At 55.0% G+C, this 18340-nt stretch carries 20 protein-coding genes, 1 tRNA gene and 1 pseudogene; 17 read left to right on the plus strand and 5 right to left on the minus strand.

Annotated features, from left to right (window positions below; translation table 11 throughout):
* Window positions 1-38 precede the first annotated feature (38 nt).
* The 3 genes from G6R38_RS08005 to G6R38_RS08015 form a co-directional block, all read right to left on the minus strand.
* Window positions 39-188, minus strand: coding sequence for a hypothetical protein (locus G6R38_RS08005; RefSeq protein WP_166822567.1), 150 nt, complete (start codon window positions 186-188; stop codon window positions 39-41).
* A gap of 277 nt (window positions 189-465) precedes the next feature.
* Window positions 466-1275, minus strand: coding sequence for a DUF3037 domain-containing protein (locus G6R38_RS08010; RefSeq protein ID WP_166822570.1), 810 nt, complete (start codon window positions 1273-1275; stop codon window positions 466-468).
* 17 nt (window positions 1276-1292) lie between these two features.
* Complete coding sequence (locus tag G6R38_RS08015; protein ID WP_166822573.1) at window positions 1293-2156, minus strand: HipA family kinase; 864 nt, start codon at window positions 2154-2156, stop codon at window positions 1293-1295.
* Between the two features lie 399 nt (window positions 2157-2555).
* Here G6R38_RS08015 and G6R38_RS08020 point away from each other — a divergent pair, with 399 nt between their 5' ends.
* From G6R38_RS08020 to G6R38_RS08095, 16 genes are all read left to right on the plus strand, one after another.
* Window positions 2556-4349, plus strand: a complete 1794-nt coding sequence (locus tag G6R38_RS08020) for a type I restriction-modification system subunit M (protein ID WP_166822576.1) — start codon at window positions 2556-2558, stop codon at window positions 4347-4349.
* Window positions 4346-5725 carry a restriction endonuclease subunit S gene (locus tag G6R38_RS08025; protein WP_166822579.1) on the plus strand — a complete coding sequence of 460 codons (1380 nt, stop codon included), beginning with the start codon at window positions 4346-4348 and terminating at the stop codon, window positions 5723-5725. The genes G6R38_RS08020 and G6R38_RS08025 overlap by 4 nt, the downstream gene beginning before the upstream one ends.
* Complete coding sequence (locus G6R38_RS08030; protein WP_166822582.1) at window positions 5722-8832, plus strand: type I restriction endonuclease subunit R; 3111 nt, start codon at window positions 5722-5724, stop codon at window positions 8830-8832. Before G6R38_RS08025 ends, G6R38_RS08030 begins: the two co-directional genes overlap by 4 nt.
* A gap of 121 nt (window positions 8833-8953) precedes the next feature.
* Window positions 8954-9220: a helix-turn-helix domain-containing protein gene (locus G6R38_RS08035; protein ID WP_166822585.1), complete on the plus strand. Its 267-nt coding sequence runs from the start codon at window positions 8954-8956 to the stop codon at window positions 9218-9220.
* Window positions 9221-9381: 161 nt separating this feature from the next.
* Window positions 9382-9579: a hypothetical protein gene (locus tag G6R38_RS08040; RefSeq protein ID WP_166822588.1), complete on the plus strand. Its 198-nt coding sequence runs from the start codon at window positions 9382-9384 to the stop codon at window positions 9577-9579.
* A gap of 77 nt (window positions 9580-9656) precedes the next feature.
* The gene (locus G6R38_RS08045) at window positions 9657-9917 is read left to right on the plus strand and encodes a hypothetical protein (protein ID WP_166822591.1); all 261 of its coding nucleotides are present in this window, start codon (window positions 9657-9659) and stop codon (window positions 9915-9917) included.
* A gap of 70 nt (window positions 9918-9987) precedes the next feature.
* Window positions 9988-10269, plus strand: a complete 282-nt coding sequence (locus G6R38_RS08050) for a hypothetical protein (protein ID WP_166822594.1) — start codon at window positions 9988-9990, stop codon at window positions 10267-10269.
* Complete coding sequence (locus G6R38_RS08055; protein ID WP_166822597.1) at window positions 10266-10466, plus strand: hypothetical protein; 201 nt, start codon at window positions 10266-10268, stop codon at window positions 10464-10466. Before G6R38_RS08050 ends, G6R38_RS08055 begins: the two co-directional genes overlap by 4 nt.
* Window positions 10467-10569: 103 nt before the next feature.
* Window positions 10570-10908, plus strand: coding sequence for a hypothetical protein (locus G6R38_RS08060; protein ID WP_166822600.1), 339 nt, complete (start codon window positions 10570-10572; stop codon window positions 10906-10908).
* 446 nt (window positions 10909-11354) lie between these two features.
* Entirely contained in the window at window positions 11355-11786 is a 432-nt protein-coding gene (locus G6R38_RS08065; RefSeq protein ID WP_166822603.1) for an ASCH domain-containing protein, read from the plus strand.
* A gap of 321 nt (window positions 11787-12107) precedes the next feature.
* The gene (locus G6R38_RS08070) at window positions 12108-12344 is read left to right on the plus strand and encodes a hypothetical protein (RefSeq protein ID WP_166822606.1); all 237 of its coding nucleotides are present in this window, start codon (window positions 12108-12110) and stop codon (window positions 12342-12344) included.
* Window positions 12334-12570, plus strand: a complete 237-nt coding sequence (locus G6R38_RS08075) for a helix-turn-helix transcriptional regulator (protein WP_166822609.1) — start codon at window positions 12334-12336, stop codon at window positions 12568-12570. Before G6R38_RS08070 ends, G6R38_RS08075 begins: the two co-directional genes overlap by 11 nt.
* Window positions 12571-12690: 120 nt before the next feature.
* Window positions 12691-13092 (plus strand): hypothetical protein, encoded by a 402-nt coding sequence (locus tag G6R38_RS08080; RefSeq protein WP_166822612.1) that lies wholly within the window; start codon window positions 12691-12693, stop codon window positions 13090-13092.
* Window positions 13092-15818, plus strand: coding sequence for a hypothetical protein (locus G6R38_RS08085; RefSeq protein WP_166822615.1), 2727 nt, complete (start codon window positions 13092-13094; stop codon window positions 15816-15818). Before G6R38_RS08080 ends, G6R38_RS08085 begins: the two co-directional genes overlap by 1 nt.
* A complete protein-coding gene (locus tag G6R38_RS08090; protein WP_166822618.1) occupies window positions 15806-16069 on the plus strand; it encodes a hypothetical protein in 264 nt (87 codons plus the stop codon). Before G6R38_RS08085 ends, G6R38_RS08090 begins: the two co-directional genes overlap by 13 nt.
* Window positions 16062-16232 carry a hypothetical protein gene (locus G6R38_RS08095; protein ID WP_166822621.1) on the plus strand — a complete coding sequence of 57 codons (171 nt, stop codon included), beginning with the start codon at window positions 16062-16064 and terminating at the stop codon, window positions 16230-16232. Before G6R38_RS08090 ends, G6R38_RS08095 begins: the two co-directional genes overlap by 8 nt.
* 586 nt (window positions 16233-16818) lie before the next feature.
* Here the strand turns inward: G6R38_RS08095 and G6R38_RS27990 are convergent.
* The gene (locus G6R38_RS27990; protein WP_240928115.1) at window positions 16819-17400 is read right to left on the minus strand and encodes a hypothetical protein; all 582 of its coding nucleotides are present in this window, start codon (window positions 17398-17400) and stop codon (window positions 16819-16821) included.
* Between G6R38_RS27990 and G6R38_RS28410 the strand changes: the two are divergent.
* A pseudogene (locus G6R38_RS28410) lies at window positions 17281-17895 on the plus strand (site-specific integrase); the annotation flags it as partial. The gene G6R38_RS27990 and the pseudogene G6R38_RS28410 overlap by 120 nt on opposite strands.
* A gap of 326 nt (window positions 17896-18221) precedes the next feature.
* On the opposite strand, the gene G6R38_RS08105 reads toward G6R38_RS28410, so the two are convergent.
* Window positions 18222-18310, minus strand: a tRNA-Ser gene (locus tag G6R38_RS08105).
* Between the last annotated feature and the right edge of the window lie 30 nt (window positions 18311-18340).

Here is an 18340-nt window from a genome sequence, read left to right on the forward strand (position 1 = left end):
TTGCAATTGGCTCGGGGCGGGTAACGGTCACACCAGAATCAACACCGACCCGCCAACCAATCGGCGGCGGTTGTAATCGGTTTGGCGGCTTCCACCATGGGCGTCGATTCTTCGATCATCACGGTTTGGACGTGGGCGTCGCCGTATTCGCCTAGCGTGACGGTGTCGCCTTTCCGGACCAAACCCAATTGATGCGTCGACCGGAATCCGCTTTGCGAATCTCGCGACCGTCGGCGGCGAGAATGACACGCTGCGGGCGAACCACGATGTCGTAAACGTTTCGGTCAGTCAGCCGGACGGAAAGCCGTAGGGCGTGAATCCGGCGATTCCTGTGTGCTTGGCGCTGTGCCTGTTCCCGTTGTCGTCGGTAGCTGCTTGGTCTGCCTATCCTGGAACGGTAAATCTGTTCATACTACTCGGCAAGTGAATCGTGCTGATTTCAAACAGGCACGGATTTTCTGCGCTCTAGTGAGCTTCTCTCTCCACCTTGGCGACGAAGTCTGGAATTCTGTTTTTTGCCACTGTCTCCACGTGATATTCGTTGAACAACGAATCAACCTTTGAGACGAGTGCTGTATTCTCCGGTTCGTCGAATGACAATACAACGATAATACGGGCATCATTCTGCGGTTTGGTTCCATGTCGTTTAACGAGATCGCCTTCCATGGCGAGTCCCATCGCCGTCTTGATAGATGCGCTCTCTTTGCTTGAAAATCGTTGTGGCTTTACCAGGTTCCATACGCCGTTTTGATAGGCGTAGGGTACGTTCAGAGACCTTTGTAGAACGGGCACCGTAACTTTGACGTCAAGCTGAGCACGACCTTCCAATTCTAATCGTTGAAATACGTCGTGAAGATCAGGAAACAATTCCCTGCTATCGGCTTTTGCTTGTCGACTTGGCCGCCCACCGACGAGCTCCACAAAGAGTTTGTCGAGTTCCGTTTCAGGGTGAAACACCTTTACCGGTCTGGCTTTGGTTAACTTCAGCCAATTTGCTCGGGTGTCAATGTATTGCTCAAGGTCTTCGATGTCCCGAAACGATTCTCGGTCCACTTCAAGTCGTTTCTCGATCGCATCCTTGGCTGCGTTAAGCGCTTCCTTCTCAAGGTTGCCACGGCCGACCAACTTTTCGGCCCGCTTGTTACTGCCTGATGTCCTCGCACGCAAGTATCCAGAATCGGGACAGAACAGCACAACGCCCATATTGACGGCTTCCAGGCGGGAAGCGTCAGGCACAAATTGAATGAGACTGTAATACCCACGCTGAGGTTTCATTTTTTCTTACTCCGGTGCTAGCAGTTGCCGAACAACCGAGATGGCCAACACTGCCGAGCGATGAGTCCCAGGATTATGCCCGCCACGAAGTCAGCTCGCCGGACAATCAGATCAATTAATGCATCTTTTGCTCTATCGTCAACTTCCCACTCGTTCGGTAAGTCTTCGGCTATTGGCCTAACCGTTTCCACATTTAACTCGTTCAGCTTCGCGATCGCGGCTTCAACATCCTCTTGGAGTACCAAATTTCTGAATCCTGGGAAAAGTCCGTAAAGACGTTCGTCCTTCACGTTTCCGATGTTCGCGACGCCGCTGTTCAGATCTCGGCCACAAGTGAAGCAATGTGTGTGGTCGATCGCCATCAGTCGCGTCTTGCCTGAGTCATCCTCCCTAAGATCCTCCAGGAAAACATTGTCATAGTTCGGTTTACGTGCCTCCGAGTCGGGAGGGTGCCGATCACAATTCCGCACCCACGTGTCGAACACGACCAAACGTCCAACGTCACATTGGTTTACAAGGTTCACGAGTTCTTTCTCCGACCCGCCCCATGGATGTCCAGTTATTGCTTTTGTAACGAATGCAGGCCCAGTTGCAGCAACCCCTCCGCGAACGTACGGAATCTCGTCGAATTCTGCGTCGATGTCGAGGATCGAATGCTCAAGTGTCGGCAAGCCGAACCAAGCTGCCAACCGAGTCGCCACGACTTCGCAGGCGAGTGGGTGCGGTCCTTGCCGGTTGCCCATCGCCTTAATGTAGGCTCGACCCGCGTCAGTAACAATCCGGGCTGTCCCCATGCTGGTATCTAATCCCTCCTCAAACCGGACAAAGGTCGTAGGTGGCCACGCCGGTGCCAAATCATCCGCAGGGTTACCTGAGCTCACGCCTCACCTTCCCCCATTTCAAGCTGGGCACCCGTCTTCTACTCATGGTTTATCGTTCACTAAAGCATCCATCGTGGCCAGTAGAACCGATGTTGTCCAGCCGACGGGCCGAGGGACTTTTTCGCCCGAGTGTCCATGGAAGACAAATTCCATTTCCCCGCTTTCGAAGCCGACTGCAATCTTTGCTGTATCCGTTGGTCGATGTCGAGGTTTTCCCGCGGTGCCGGCCCCAACAACAAGGCATTCATTGCCCTATCGAGCCCCGGTGGCCTCGCTTCTTCACCGTCGGCTAACCGTGAGGCTGAAATTCCGGTCCAGGTCGGTTACTCTTTGCGATTCCTGAACAAAGAGTTCACCAACATCCACGTCGTTGAAACAGTCAAATAGACAACCAGAGCAATGAACCAACAGAACCTTTCGTCCTTCATTTGGTCGGTCGCGGACCTTTTGCGGGGGGATTACAAGCAGTCGGAGTATGGTCGCGTCATCTTGCCGTTTACGGTGCTGCGGCGGTTGGATTGTGTGTTGGAACCGACCAAATCCGCCGTGCTCAAAGAGAAGGAAAAACGCGAAGCGGCGGGGCTGAATCCGGAGCCGTTTCTGCTCAAGAAGTCGGGGCTGTTGTTCTACAACACCTCGCCGTTGGACCTGAAGAAGCTGATGGGCGATCAGGACAATATCGCCGAGAACATGTTCTCCTACATCGAGGCCTTCTCTCCGGCGGTGAAAGACATCTTCGAGTGCTTCGACTTCCACACCCAGGTTCAACGGCTGGAGAAAAGCAAGCTGCTGTATCTGATCACTGAGAAGTTCGCGGGCATCGATCTGCATCCCGACCTCGTCAGCAACGAGCAGATGGGGCACGTCTTCGAGGAACTCATTCGCAAGTTTGCCGAGCTTTCCAACGAGACTGCCGGGGAACACTTCACGCCGCGAGAAGTCATTCGGTTGATGGTCAACCTGCTGTTCATCGAGGATGACGACGCCCTCACTAAACCCGGCATCGTCCGTTCGCTGTACGACCCCACCGCTGGGACAGGCGGGATGTTATCCGTCGCGGAAGATCATCTCACCGGTCAGAACCCGAATGCTCGGCTCGTCATGTACGGTCAGGAACTCAACGCCGAGTCCTACGCCATCTGCAAGGCGGATATGCTGATCAAAGGCCAGGACATCAGCCACATCATCCATGGCAACACGCTGTCCGACGATGGCCTCCCCGGCAACCATTTCGACTACATGCTTTCTAATCCGCCATTCGGGGTGGAGTGGAAGAAAATTCAAAAGGAGATCAAGAAGGAACACCAGCAGGACGGCTACAACGGTCGTTTCGGGCCGGGGTTGCCGCGGGTGAGTGATGGCTCGCTGCTGTTCCTGATGCACCTCATCTCCAAAATGCGACCCACCAAAGACGGCGGCAGTCGCTTCGGGATTGTGCTCAACGGCTCGCCGCTCTTCACCGGCAACGCCGGCAGCGGGGAAAGCGAGATTCGCCGGTACGTGCTGGAGAACGATCTGCTCGAAGCCATCATCGGCTTGCCGACCGACATGTTCTACAACACCGGCATCAGCACCTACATTTGGATCGTCACCAACCGCAAGCCCGATCATCGCCGGGGGAAAGTGCAGTTGATCGACGCCAGCGGCCTGTGGCAGAAGATGCGAAAAAGTCTCGGCAGCAAACGCAAGGAACTCGGTGAGGAGCACATCGACGAAATCACCCGGCTATTCGGTGACGCCAAGGAAGTCTACGTCGATCCCGAAACCCGTAAGAAAGTCGGCCCCAAAGCGCGGGCGGCGGGATCGGCGGCGGTGCCGATCAGTCGCATTTTCCGGAACGAGGATTTTGGATACCAGACCATCACCGTCGAGCGACCCAAGTTGAACAAGCAGGGCAAGCCGATGTTAGAGACGAAGGGCAAACGCAAGGGCCAACCCAAGCCCGACACGAAACTCCGCGACACCGAAGACGTGCCGCTTGGCGAGGATGTGGACGCCTACTTCCAACGGGAAGTCTTGCCGCACGTGCCCGACGCCTGGGTCGACCCCGACAAAACCAAAATCGGCTACGAAATCCCCTTCAACCGGCATTTCTACGTCTTCCAACCGCCCCGCGAGTTAACCGAGATCGACGCCGAACTCAAAGTCGTCACCGATCGCATCGTCCACATGATCGGAGAATTGTCCCAATGAGTTTTCCGGCGTATGAAAGCTACAAACCTTCTGGAGTGCCTTGGATAGGCGACATACCAACCAGGTGGCGTATCCAAAAATTGAAATCCATACTGAAAGACAGAAACGAAAAAAATGATCCGATCAAATCGGAGAACATTTTGTCTTTAACTATGGACCGAGGTGTAATCCCATATGCTGAACGCGGCGGCGGCGGAAATAAGGCCAAAGAGGATCTGACTGCATATAAACTGGCATATCCCAACGACATTGTACTCAACAGCATGAATGTCGTTGCTGGGTCTGTGGGGCTATCAGAATACTTTGGGATTGTTAGCCCGGTTTACTACATGCTTCATCCGAGATACGAGCAAGACGAGGTGAGGTATTTCTCACATATCTTTCAAGCCACGGCATTTCAGAAAAGCTTGTTTGGGCTTGGAAATGGAATTATGGTGAAGGAATCCGAAACGTCGGGAAAGCTAAATACCATCCGGATGCGGATTCCAATCAACAAATTAAATTCAGTACTTCTGCCTTATCCGAATGTCAGCGAGCAGAAGGCAATCGCGTCGTTTTTGGATGTGGAGACGGCGAAGATTGATGGTTTGGTGGCGGAGCAGCGGCGGTTGATTGAGTTGCTGAAGGAAAAGCGGCAGGCGGTCATCAGTCACGCGGTCACCAAAGGCCTCAACCCTAACGCCCCCATGAAACCCTCCGGCATCCCCTGGCTCGGCGTTATTCCTGAAAACTGGAGTGTTACGCGTATCAAATACTTGGTGCAATTAGATGACGGAATTCAGATGGGACCGTTTGGCGGTATGCTATTGGATCTCGACGGAAAAGACACCGGATACAAAGTGTTTGGTCAAGAAAACACAATCTCCGGCGATTTTACGCGTGGTCAACGATGGATTTCACAAGATCGCTATATGGAGCTTTCACGTTACGCCGCTAGTGTTGGTGACCTAGTACTCACTAGAAAGGGCAGTCTAGGTAATGCACGACTGATCGAAGTTCTTCCGCAACCAGGTATCATCGACTCAGATACGATTCGTATCCGTGTCGACGAAAACAAGATTGCCTCACATTATCTGTCAAAGATACTTCATGAAGCGCCGTACATTGTCGAGCAAATAACACAGAAAAAACGGGGTGCAATCCTTCCAGGTTTGAATACGGGAGTCATCGCCAATCTCATCATTATTCTACCGACCCGTTATGAGCAGGATGAACTAATTCATCAACTCAATTCAGAATCGCAGCGATTTGACCTGCTTCAAGCAGAAGCCGAACGTGCGATCGATCTTCTCCAAGAACGACGGACGGCTTTGATTTCCGCGGCGGTGACGGGCAAAATCGATGTTCGAGAGTTTGAGACTCAGGAGACGGCATGAGCCTGCACCACGAAAACAAATTCGAGGACGACGTCTGCGAGCATCTGGCCGCGAATGGGTGGTTATACGCCGAGAAGGATGCGGCGAAGTACGATCGCGGCTTGGCGTTGTTTCCGAGCGACGTCCTCGCGTGGGTCCAACAAACCGACCCGAAGGCGTGGCAGACGCTCACCAAGAACCACGGTGCCGCCGCCGAACCCACGCTGCTCAAACGGCTGCGGACGTCACTCGACCACAGCGGCACACTGCACGTGCTGCGGAACGGCTTCGATGTGCTGGGGCTTCGCAAACCCCTGCGGATGGCCCAGTTCAAACCTGCCCTCGGCATGAACCCCGACATCATGCAACGCTACGCCGACAATCGATTGCGGATCGTCCGGCAGGTGCGGTACTCGACGCACAACGAAAACAGTTTCGATCTGGTGCTATTTCTCAACGGCATTCCCGTCGCCACCGCCGAACTCAAAACGAACAACACGCAAAGCATCAACGATGCCGTTTTTCAGTACAAACAATCCCGGCAACCCCAGCCTCCCGGACAAGCCGCCGAACCGCTGCTGCTGTTCCCCTCGGGAGCCCTGGTGCACTTCGCCGTCAGCAGCAGTCATGTGAAGATGACGACCAAGCTCGCCGGACACGCCACCCACTTCCTGCCCTTCGACCAAGGCGACCACGGTGCCGCCGGCAACCCCGTCAATCCGAACGGCTACGCAACTTCGTACTTGTGGGAACAAGTCTGGCAGCGAGACAGTTGGTTGGACATTCTCGGCCGGTACCTGGTCGCCGAGCGGAACGAGAAAAAGCAGATCACGAAAATTATTTTCCCCCGCTATCACCAACTCGATGCCACCCGCAAACTCCAATCCGCCGTGCTCGACGAAGGAGCCGGTCAGAAATACCTGATCCAACACTCCGCCGGTTCCGGGAAAACGAATTCGATTGCCTGGTCGGCCCACTTCCTCGCCGACCTGCATGATGCGAATGACCAGAAAGTGTTCGATACGGTGCTAGTCGTGTCCGATCGTCGCGTGATCGACGGGCAGCTACAGGATGCCATCTACGGTTTCGAACGCACAGCCGGCGTGGTCGCGACCATCAAAGGTGACCAAGGCAGTAAGAGTGCCGAACTCGCCGGCGCATTGAGTGGCGATAAGAAGGTCGTGGTCTGTACGATCCAAACTTTCCCGTTCGCGCTTCAGACGGTGCGAGAACTCGCCGCCACCGAGGGCAAACGGTTCGCAGTCATCGCGGACGAAGCCCATAGTTCCCAGACCGGCGAAGCGGCCTCGAAGTTGAAACAGGTGCTCTCTGCCGAGGAACAGGAAGAACTCAAAGACGGCGGAACGATCAGCAGCGAAGACATCCTCACCGCACAAATGGCCTCGCGGGCGGCGGATGCGGGCATCACCTACGTTGCCTTCACCGCCACCCCGAAAGCGAAAACGCTCGAACTCTTCGGCCGCCGTCCCGATCCAACCCAACCTGCCGCCCAAGGCAACCTGCCAGAACCGTTCCACGTGTATTCGATGCGGCAGGCGATCGAAGAAGGGTTCATTCTCGATGTCCTGAAGAACTACACAACGTACAAACTCGCCTTCAAACTTGCCAATGCAGGCAAGAATCTCGACGACATCCAAGTCGAACGCAGCACCGCGATGCGTGGACTGATGAATTGGGTGCGGCTGCATCCGTACAACATCGCCCAGAAGGTGCAAATCGTCGTCGAACACTTCCGCGAAACTGTTGCCCCGCTACTCGGCAGCAAAGCGAAAGCCATGGTCGTCACCACCAGCCGCAAAGAAGCGGTCCGCTGGCAACTGGCTATCAACAAATACATTCAAGAAAAGGGATACGCACTCAAAACCCTAGTCGCGTTTTCCGGGGAAGTCGACGACAAAGAATCCGGCCCCGAGCCATTCAAAGAGACGAGCACGGTTCTCAACCCCGATCTCAAAGGCCGCCACATCGCCGAGGCGTTCAAAGAGGACCAATTCCAGATTCTACTCGTCGCAAACAAATTCCAAACCGGGTTTGATCAACCGTTGTTGTGCGGCATGTACGTCGACAAACGGTTGGCAGGAATCCAAGCCGTGCAAACACTTTCCCGGCTCAACCGTTGCTACCCCGGCAAAGACGACACCTACATTCTCGATTTCGTCAACGAGCCCGACGAAATCCTTGGGGCCTTCAAAACCTACTACACAACTGCTGAACTCTCCGACGCGACCGACCCGAACATTATTCTCGACTTGCGTTCCAAGCTGGATGCGTTGGGCTACTACGATGAACACGAAATCGAACGCGTGGTCAAAGTGGTCCTCGATCCCAAGTCGAAACAGAAGCAACTCGAAGCCGCGATCACCCCCGTTGCGGATCGGCTCCTGAAAAAATTCGCGGCCGCCAAGGAAGCCCAGGCCCAAGCTAAAGAACACAAAGACGAGAAGTCCGCGCAGGCCGCCCAGGACACAATGGATGCGTTGATGCTGTTCCGTACGGACATCGCCACCTACGTGAGAGCCTACACGTTCCTTTCGCAGATTTTCGACTACGGCAACACCGATTTCGAGAAGCGAGCGATTTTCTACAAATGCCTGGTGCGACTCCTGAAGTTTGGTCGAGAACGCGAAGGCGTCGATCTTTCCGAAGTCCAACTCACCCATCACAAACTCAGCCGGCGTGGTCAAGGGAATCTTGGTCTCGCGGGCGACGACGCACCGAAGCTCAATCCACTCACGGAAATCGGCGGCGGCGCAGTCCATGAGAAAGAAAAGGCCCTGCTCACCGAGATCATCTCCAAGCTCAATGAGATCTACGGCACCGACACCACCGACGGCGACCAGCTCTCGCACGCCAACACACTCAACGAGAAAGTGCTGGAATCGCCCCTCCTACAACAACAAGCCGCCAACAACACCAAAGAGCAATTCGCCAACTCGCCAGATCTGAAGAACGAAATTGTGAATGCAATTATTGAGGCCATGGATGTTCAAACCGAACTCAGCACCAAAGCCCTCAACTCCGCCGACCTACAAGAACGCCTCAAGCATCTGATGCTCAACCACCTCGGCCTTTACGAAAAACTGAAAACCCGAGCTACCGGGGCGTGACTGAATAGATTGCAGACGTACCTGGGGGGGACTGAAGTCCGTGTTCACCGGCCTCTGATTGCCGTACTCTTTCAACATGAGAGTGGTCCGTTTATCGAATGGCCCGGTCACTGAAGTTTTGGTGGAACTTTCCTCATTCAATGCCTACACTGTGACGACTATGCCACGCCCTGAGAACGAACCCGGCGAAGTCCGCAAACGAGTCGGACGAAACATTAAGACCGCCCGCGTTGCTGGCGGTTGGACGGCCGATCAATGCGCGGAGATTGTTGGCGTCAGTCGAGCGACTTGGTTCGCATGGGAGAACGGTTCTCGATCGCCGGACATCGATAGACTGGACGCTGTCGCCGCTGCCGTAGGCGTTACCGCTGCGGAAATTGTGAAGTAGCTCAATACTGCTCAGCAAACCAATTCCCGGTTTTATTTTCAAAGCAGTCTACACAGTGTTGACATTGCGCCAGAACGATTTAGTCTGTGCTGACGGCCACGAAGTCAACACAGTGACGACTGGTGCGTCAATCCGTCTCTGATCCGAATGAGGCTGAAACGATGAAAAAAGAGTACACCGCGGCGATTGGTAAGACGCTCGCAATCCTCAATTCAAAAGCGGCAGCGCTCGACATTGAAGCCGCCAAGCTGTCGGACACTTACGCGGCCGCTTGGCACGCTGGCAACTCCGATCGGCCAACGCTCGACGAATTGTTACCGATCGACGCTGCTAAAGAGGCGACGTCCTGGTGGACCTAAGCCGCCGACGCTTCCCGCGACCGGCACCGTCGCCGGTCGCATCTTTCACCGTCCTGGTATCGCAGGAGATTGAAACCATGTCCGTTTTTCTCCAATGGTTTGAAACCTTCCTCGAAGAAAAGAACCTCCCAGTCGCTCACTGGAACATTACCGCCAGCGATGGCACCGAACACGTCATTGACTCGGAAGTCGTGATCGAAGCCATCAAGACTGCTCCAGCTCACGAGCAAGCCGAGATCAAAACCACGATTGTGAAAATCGATTCCCTCAATGGCGACGTGAATCACTTTTTCCGCCACTTGGCAACCGCTCTGGTTGAGAACTATTCCGCCGCCTGACCGCCGCTAACCTCGCCGGCTGGCAATCGGCGCTGGCTGGCTTCCCGCTTATGAACCGGAGACTTCACCAATGACCAACAAGAAAACTGAGCCACGCATCTACGACAAGCCAGCACGCGGACTCGCCGGTGCCGCTGCGGAACTCGACTTCCGCCAGCTCCCGGCCAGACGGACCGCTCAAACCGTCCGCGAAATCGAGCTTGCTATGAATCTCCATCACGGCTTGCTCAAGCGCGAGTTTAAGCCGCTAACGAACTCCGAGCTAACCGACGTCATCGCGGTTTGCTTGCAGATCCTTGACGACCGCGGCGCCGTTGCATCCCTTCCTACTAATGAGGAGCTAGGCCGATGATCACTGCCGAAAATCGCAACCTGACCGACGAAGAACGCCGTGTTTTACGCGACCTCGCATTCCATGCGGAAGCCGTGTTGAAACGTCTCGACCTCGAAGCCGAAGCGACTGACCGGCATTTCCCTTGCCAAGCGTACCGCGACGACATCCGGCAAACTGTCGCCGACTTCCGCCACCTGTTCGGTTACTCGCTATGAAGCCGCGACCGCTGCCGTTCGTACGATTGAGTCACTCTGATCGTTTCCCACACTCGCGGCCGGTTCGCCGCCGGTCGCTCTCTCAACACCAAGGAAAACCGACATGACTGAAACGCCACTCGATTGGTCAACGGCTTGTGATCGAACTGTGCAGAATTGGCAAGAAGGCCGAGAACGACGAGCCTACGAGATCACCGAGGAAGCATACTGTTGGGGACTCGAATGCGTCCCTCCGGCACTGATGAAATTGTCCGCTTACCTCTGTGGCGAACCATACACGGACAACGAAAACGGCGAACCTCTGTTCTCAGCTGCTGTGGAGACGGACGGCAAGTATTACGCGGTCGGTCTAATGACCGTCACTGAGTTGCAAGCTTTCACAAAGGCTGACTTGATGGCTGCAATCGCGAAAGGCGAGGCCGACCAATGTTGCAAAACCTGACCGACATTGAACTCGCGACAAAGCTGCACATCGTCCGAGCCTTGATCATCCGGTACACCGACGCGCGAAAACTGAAAGTCCTCTCCGAACGATTCAACGACCTACTAGGCGAGCAAGTCCGCCGCGACCTACTCGCCGAAGACCTTGAAAGGCAATCGCATGAGCTTTCAAAACGACAAATCCACCGCTCGCCTCGCTCAGTATCCATCGCCGCTAGAAGAACGGCGCGGTCTGAGCGACTTTGCGCATCTGCTGAACGCTATCCGATCGCTGGATGCATAATTCACGCGGTCGATTATCGAAGCCGCACAACGTCACCTGGCCGAGCTTACGAAAGCCGATGCGAATGCCGGCAGAGAGAACAGTCCGTGATCAAGCCGCACCGCCTCGCCGCCGTGCGGTCTATCATATGCTGTTCCTGTCCGCTGTCCGAAACCGAGGAAACCATGCCAAAGAAAAAACAGACCGTCAGAGTCCTCTCCATCCGCCAACCGTATGCCGATCTGATCCTCTCCGGTGATAAGCCGGTAGAAAACCGCACTTGGCAAACCAAGCACCGCGGCCGGTTGTACATCCACGCTAGCCGCTGGCACTCCAAACGCGAACAGACCGAAGCAATGGCCGCCGGTCATCCTGGCGACGGCTCGACGCAGGCGATTATTGGCTATGTCGATCTAACCGACATCACCGAATCCGACTTGCTGCTATCCTTCCGTCGCGGCTGTCCCGACGAGATCCGGCAATTCGCGGATACCTGGGACGAGGACCAATGGCACCACGTCTGCGGTCCGTATTGCTGGATTTTCCAAAATCCGGTGAAGATCGAGCCGATTGAAGGTGTTAAAGGCAAGCTGAACCTGTGGCCGTATGAGATCTGAGCGGACAAGTTTTTATGGAGCCAGTTCGCATTGCCCACCGGGTGCGGCAATGGTCCAGTTGGTCGGATACAAGTGCATCGACGGCCTTATTCAATTCGATGTAGCCAATTTTTTTCCTTAGCGATTTCATCCCGTGCTCCGACGCGGCGGCTCTTTCCAGTTATTCGCTGGGGTTCCGTCGCGTTTTTTCGTGCGCGGACGATTTCCGAAAAAGTTGAAAAAATTTCTCGATCTGACATTGGGGGGGGCTTAGGGGTCTGTGCGATGCTATCCGAACGCTGGGGCTGACCTAGCACCATAAGTTTCATTTTGGAGGTGAAAGTGACTCAGATTCTTGAACCGATCACCGGCGGCACTGCCTACCCGCTTGAGGTCTTTTTTCGGATGACCGGCTGGGGCCGAGATTCGCTACGGAAAGCAAGGCGCAAAGGACTGCGGGTCCGCTATGCCGGCGGACGTGGGTTCGTGATGGGGACCGATTTTTTGGCGTACCTGGACAAACATGGTGAGGATGAATACCCGAGTCAGCAACGTGGAGCCGAAGCAGATGGTGAGTGAACTCAAACCCAGTGACCGGCTTGCCGTTGATGCGAAAGACGCTGCCGCCCTTTTAGGAATTTCCGAGCGGCACTTCCGAGACTTGAACACGGCAGGACGGGTTCCGGAGCCGATCAAACTCGGCAAGTCGCCGCGATGGTCAGTTGTCGAGCTCAGGGCATGGCTGGCCGCTGGCGGACCTGCTCGCGAACGGTGGGATGTCGTGAAGAAGTCACCTTCACGGTGATCGTTTGAAGTTTGTGGCCTTGCACCGGGGGGTTAAGGCTGAAATCTTTCAATCACAAATGCGAAGACGCCCGCGCATTTTAGGGGTGAGCGGACGCCTTCAATTTTCAAACCTAGGAATATGATAAGGCAGAACAATCGAGGAAACAACGGGAATTTGCTCAAGGAGTGGATTCGGGCACTGAATTCAAGGTGGGACAACGCCCCCAAGGCACTCACGACCAGCTTATCGCCACCGTCGCAACGGATGTTACTGGTTCACGTATGGGGTGGTGGCGACGAACTCTATGAGGTCGTCGCGTTGGTTGTGACTTTGTGTGAGGGCTATACCTACCCCGAACTCGCGGCGGATTTTATCAATGAAGTTGGCGAACTGACAATTGCCGATCATCGCTATCAGACCCAATTACCCAACGGCGAGTTGGTCGTCTGCACTTGGCAAAATGAAGATGACGCTGAACGCTTGCAACCAAAAGTTGACGAGTTGACTAAGGCGGCTCTCTCCACGTGGGAGGACGCATAGTGAAGACAATCAACATCGCTGCAACGACCGATTTTCTTGAAGAAATCTACGGAGAACTACCAGGCAACGGCTATCTCTTGAGTGTCTGCACTCCGTCCAGCAACTTTATTCCGGCGACGTTCACCAACATCCCTGATACTGTGGAATTCATCAATCGGACGGGTGCGGACGAAGACATCTATTTTCGCATCACAACTCTCGAGAGAATTCCCGCCAAGGGAAAACGCGGCGACAGTTCACTATCGTCGGCGTTGCCTGGGTTGTACGCCGACATCGACACCGCGTTGACGCATGGACCGAATCACCCTGCAGACGCTAGTGAGGCTTTGCAGATTCTTGAGGCGTTGCCACTCGCACCGACGCTGGTTGTCGGAAGCTCTGGCGAGAATGGCGGTCTTCATGCTTACTGGCTTTTCCATGAACCGACCATGCTTGAAACTCCCGAAGATCGCATCTGTGCCGAGCGATTACTTGAGGGATGGAACGATCTAATTAAGGCTGAATTTGTCAAGCGTGGATACAAGTACGAACGGCTGAAAGACCTCGCCAGGATTTTTCGTCCGCCGGGAACATACCACCAAAAGAGTGGCGGGGAAGAAGTCAGGATACTACGAGATGATCGCGATCGACGATACGAACCGAGCGACTTCGAAGAGTTTGAACCGGAAGAAGTTGCCAAGTCGCAGGTCAATGTTGATCACATCGAACTTGAAGACAATCCAGAGGCGTCGGCAAAACTCGAATTGCTGTTGAAGCAACCGAAGTTTGCGGCGGTCTGGAACCGCGAAACGGAAATTGGCGACGGCTCACAATCTGCCTACGATTGGCACTTGGCACACGTCGCTTATCGCAACAGTTTCACTGACTCCGAAACGGCTTGGCTGGTCAGCGAACATCGTCGAATTCACGATGAGGAACCACTCAAAGCCCAACGTCCGGACTACATCAAGCTGACGCTGGCTAAAGCCAAGAGTAATGTTGCGGAGCAGAAGGAACGCCAGATCGTTCTTTCACATCAGGAACACAAGGTCAACGACAAGGCGGTTGAACTGCTCGCAAAGGATTCGAGTATCTACCAACGGGCCGGTCAACTCGTTACTGTGACGACGGCAGTTGAACCGAACGGAACGGTCGCTGTTCCTCAGATTGCACCTCTATCGATTGCCAGCGTTCGGGAGTGTCTTTCCCGTCAATGCGACTTCATGACGATCGTGAAGAATCAAGACGGCAGCCAGGAGTTGCGACCGGCACACCCACCACAATGGTGTTCGCAGGCGATTCGTGATCGAGGGCAATATCCGCAAAGTGTGCGACCGCTCAGGGCGATTGTTGAACACGCGATTTTGAAACCCGACGGATCGATCCTGACGCAACCCGGATATGACGCAGCGACGGGGTTGTATCTTCATGACGGTGCAATCCGGGTTTCAGTTCCCAGCAATCCGACTCGAGCACAAGCTCTCGCTGCAAGAGACATGCTTTCGGAATTGACGACTGATTTCCCATTTGCGACCGACGCGCATAGGGCGGCGTGGTTCGCGTTCCTGCTCACCGTGTTGGCCCGCATGGCTTACGATGGACCGTCTCCGCTATTTCTGATCGACGCGAACACGCCGGGCGTCGGGAAAAGCTTGTTGGCCGAACTGGTGAGCATCATTTGCTACGGCCGCAGTGCTGCCCGCATGAGCAACCCGAAAGACAATGAAGAATGCCGCAAACAGATTACAACGGCGGCGATGTGGTGCACGATGTTTGTTCTGTTGGACAACATCAGCGGCAAACTGGGGTGTGCCAGTCTTGATGCGGCCTTAACGTCAACGATTTGGCAAGACCGAGTTCTCGGCCGAAACGAGCAGATCAAGCTTCCGCTCTATATGACATGGTGTGCCAGCGGGAACAATGTTGCTCTTGAGGCTGACACATCCCGGCGAACCGCTCACATCCGACTGCAGGCTAATTGTGAGAAGCCAGAGGAACGCCAAGGGTTCAAACATCCCGACATCAGGCGTTATGCCCGCGAAAACCGGGGGCGGCTGTTGTCCGCGGCACTCACGATTCTGCGGGCGTATCAAGTTGCTGGCAAGCCAGACATGAAGCTTCCGCCGTGGGGATCATTTGAGGGTTGGTCAGAAACCGTCCGCAATGCAGTCGTGTGGGTTGGTTTGACCGATCCCGGCAAAACTCGGCAAGAACTTTCCGAATCCGTTGATACCGAAGTGATGGCCTTGCGGGAACTCTTGGAAGCATGGAGCGAGGCTAAACACCACATCCCTGCGGACGGTGTGCGGTTGGCAGAGCTACTACGCAAACTCGATCCATCTTTTTGGGAGCCAAAATTCAAATTGCCAGTCGACCTGGAACGGCTACACGATGCTATCTGTGAATTCGCACCTGGGAAGTCTGGTGGATTACCTACACCGCGAGTTCTCGGTTATCGACTTCGGGGCGTTCGGCGGCGAATCGTTAACGGTTGTTGCCTCGACTGTGAAACCGACCGTCAGAAGACGGCAGTCTGGCGATTGGTCGAGACCCAAGAGAATGTTCACCCGCAATCACCTGCGGAGCCACAGAAAACGCAGGTGATGAAGGGCATTGAAGGTGATGAAAACCCCCACAATACACAAGGCATAAGGCGTGACAACGGAATCCATATCAGTAATGGGGCGAAACATCCCCTGCAATCACCCGCATCACCTGCAGCGGAGGCCGTGAGATGGGAGCGGTAACATTACTGGCCAAAGCCATGCGTGTAGGACTAACTGTGGGTGTCGAGGGCGAGCGGTTGGTCGTACAAGGGCCAAAGTCAGCCGAGGCAGTCGCAATCGAATTGCTAGATAACAAGCCCGCAATTGTGGAACTACTCACCCCCGATGTGGAAGAAGACTTGGCGGAACGGATCGCCATTATGGTCGTCGACGGTGGGCTATCTCCTGACGAAGCAGAACGATTGGCAAGAAGGGACTTTTTCAATGACTGAACCCAATTTCGAATTCAATCACCCGTGGTACACCGGCCGCCTGCAGCAAGACATCGCAGCATTGCCCGAGGATGGTCAACACGCGATCGCCGTCGCAATTATGAACGGCTGTGCGTATCTCGCCCAATCGATCGACAACTCCGTCGGCCAGGGGCAAAACTGAAAACAGCGTGGCCGAATCGCTCGACAAGGTCCGAGCAGCTCTTTTCAACCGCGTGTCCGCGTTAGAATCGCTCGGATTGTTTCTTCAGGATTTGAAAGAATGAGTAAGCGACGAGTCTTTGAAATCCGCTTGTCGGGCAGCGACAGCAATGTATCGGTCATCCAGCGGCTCCGGTCAGCGTTGAAATTATTACTGCGGGCTTTTTCCCTGCGGTGTACCCATTGCCGCGAGGTTCTGGAAAAAGGGGCCGAGCCAGAATCGGTTTCGGAAAAAGTCCGGTCAAGCGGGTCGTGAAGCCGGTTTGGGGTTCGCACGTGTGGAGGTGCCGCGTGGCTAATACTGAGTGCGGCCAAACGAACGGCCGACAAGCTCATCCATAGCGTTGGGGGTGAATATCGCAAGCAGCCCGTGGGGACTGCGGCGGTTCAAGGTTGTGGCGTGGGTCAAGATTAGGTAGCAATGACTTTTCCGGGGGTAACAAATGGCGAGCGTTTTCAAGCAGACATACAAAAGCGGCGGCAAAACGAAAAAGTACTCGAACTGGTCCGTCAAGTTCCGCGACCACAGCGGAGCGTTTCGCAAGGTGTCAGGCTTCACCGATAAAGCACTGTCGCAGGAACTCGGGCGTAAGCTCGAACGCCTGGCTCAGTTCGTCGCGATGCACCAACCGCCGGACGCTGAGATATCGGGCTGGCTGCAAACGATCGACGGTAATCTGAAATCGAAACTCGCCAAATGGGGGATGCTCGATCCGCGGGCCGTGGCGGAAGCGAAGCCGTTGTCGGCTCACATCGACGAATTCCGGCGATACCTCAACGCCAAGGACAATACAAGTGATCACGTGAAGCTGACCGCATCGCGGTTGCGAAAGGCGTTCGACGGCTGCAAGTTCGTGTTTCCTTCCGAATTGTCCGCGGACAAACTGTATAGCTGGCTGAAAGAGCAACGGACCGACGGCAATCTCTCTGTTCGAACCTCGAATGATTACCTTCGTTGTGCCAAGGCGTTCGCTAAGTGGATGGTGGCGAACAACCGAATGCAATTGAACGTGTTCGCCCATCTGGAAGGCGGCAACGTCGAAACCGATCGCAAACTTGTCCGCCGGGCGTTGTCGCTGGAAGACTTCGGACGACTGATTCAAGCCGCCAGAAACAGTCAGCAAGTTCATCGTGGCTTGTCCGGTGACGATCGGGCGATGTTGTATCTGATGGCTGGACGCACCGGCTTACGGGCTCAGGAACTCGCCAGCTTGACTTGTGGGCATCTCGATCTGAATTCGACACCAGCCACTGTCAGGATTGATGCTGGCGACGAAAAAGCACGTCGGGGGGCAGTCCTCCCCTTGGTTGATGACATTGCGGTTGAAATCACAAACTGGCTTTCGTACCGCGAACTAAATACCGTCTCCATTGGTGGAGCGCGAGCGGAAAAGCTTTGGCCGGGCAAATGGTTCAACAGTTGCTCGAAGATGCTTCGACGCGATCTGGAAGCGGCTCGAACTGCTTGGATTGCAGAAGCCCATGACGACGCGGAACACGAGCGGCGAAAACAATCCGACCGATTGCAGTTTGTTGATGCCGACGGACTGCAATTTGACTTCCACGCTTTGCGGTCGCAGTTCATTACCGACCTTGGCCGGGCCGGTGTGAGTCTTCAGGACGCCCAGCGGCTCGCCCGGCATTCGGACCCAAAGTTGACCGCAAGTGTCTACACGAAGCTCTCGGTGTCCGATTTGGGTCAGTCAGTCAACAAGCTTCCGAAGGTCCCAACGTCACCAAGACCGCTTGCGGCAACCGGCACAACGGACTCGGTTCCCCGGCCTACCAATCGTGAGACCACCAGTAGGACCAAACCGGGTGCCGAACAATGCCGCTCTGTGCCGAAAACAGACAGCTTTGCGGGTTCGGAAAAACCAGGCGACCCGGATGCGGCTGGCAACGAAAAACCCCGTAAGCCGTTAGGCTCACAGGGGTTCGAGTCAAAAACAAGCGGAGAGAGCGGGATTCGAACCCGCGGTCCGGGTAAACCCGAACACCGGATTAGCAATCCGGCCCATTCGGCCACTCTGGCATCTCTCCGGGTCGGGCGATAATACTGACTTGCGGCAA

The organism is Thalassoroseus pseudoceratinae (assembly GCF_011634775.1).
GTDB classification, from domain to species: Bacteria; Planctomycetota; Planctomycetia; order Planctomycetales; family Planctomycetaceae; genus Thalassoroseus; species Thalassoroseus pseudoceratinae.

What these genes read in the sequence shown, in the direction of transcription:
- G6R38_RS08020 (WP_166822576.1), top strand. Translation starts at nt 2,556, where the DNA reads ATGAACCAACAGAACCTTTCGTCCTTCATTTGGTCGGTCGCGGACCTT.
- G6R38_RS08080 (WP_166822612.1), top strand. Translation starts at nt 12,691, where the DNA reads ATGATAAGGCAGAACAATCGAGGAAACAACGGGAATTTGCTCAAGGAG.
- G6R38_RS08050 (WP_166822594.1), top strand. Translation starts at nt 9,988, where the DNA reads ATGACCAACAAGAAAACTGAGCCACGCATCTACGACAAGCCAGCACGC.
- G6R38_RS08090 (WP_166822618.1), top strand. Translation starts at nt 15,806, where the DNA reads ATGGGAGCGGTAACATTACTGGCCAAAGCCATGCGTGTAGGACTAACT.
- G6R38_RS08045 (WP_166822591.1), top strand. Translation starts at nt 9,657, where the DNA reads ATGTCCGTTTTTCTCCAATGGTTTGAAACCTTCCTCGAAGAAAAGAAC.
- G6R38_RS27990 (WP_240928115.1), bottom strand. Translation starts at nt 17,400, where the DNA reads ATGAACTTGCTGACTGTTTCTGGCGGCTTGAATCAGTCGTCCGAAGTC.
- G6R38_RS08030 (WP_166822582.1), top strand. Translation starts at nt 5,722, where the DNA reads ATGAGCCTGCACCACGAAAACAAATTCGAGGACGACGTCTGCGAGCAT.
- G6R38_RS08095 (WP_166822621.1), top strand. Translation starts at nt 16,062, where the DNA reads ATGACTGAACCCAATTTCGAATTCAATCACCCGTGGTACACCGGCCGC.
- G6R38_RS08055 (WP_166822597.1), top strand. Translation starts at nt 10,266, where the DNA reads ATGATCACTGCCGAAAATCGCAACCTGACCGACGAAGAACGCCGTGTT.
- G6R38_RS08040 (WP_166822588.1), top strand. Translation starts at nt 9,382, where the DNA reads ATGAAAAAAGAGTACACCGCGGCGATTGGTAAGACGCTCGCAATCCTC.
- G6R38_RS08065 (WP_166822603.1), top strand. Translation starts at nt 11,355, where the DNA reads ATGCCAAAGAAAAAACAGACCGTCAGAGTCCTCTCCATCCGCCAACCG.
- G6R38_RS08025 (WP_166822579.1), top strand. Translation starts at nt 4,346, where the DNA reads ATGAGTTTTCCGGCGTATGAAAGCTACAAACCTTCTGGAGTGCCTTGG.
- G6R38_RS08010 (WP_166822570.1), bottom strand. Translation starts at nt 1,275, where the DNA reads ATGAAACCTCAGCGTGGGTATTACAGTCTCATTCAATTTGTGCCTGAC.
- G6R38_RS08060 (WP_166822600.1), top strand. Translation starts at nt 10,570, where the DNA reads ATGACTGAAACGCCACTCGATTGGTCAACGGCTTGTGATCGAACTGTG.
- G6R38_RS08075 (WP_166822609.1), top strand. Translation starts at nt 12,334, where the DNA reads ATGGTGAGTGAACTCAAACCCAGTGACCGGCTTGCCGTTGATGCGAAA.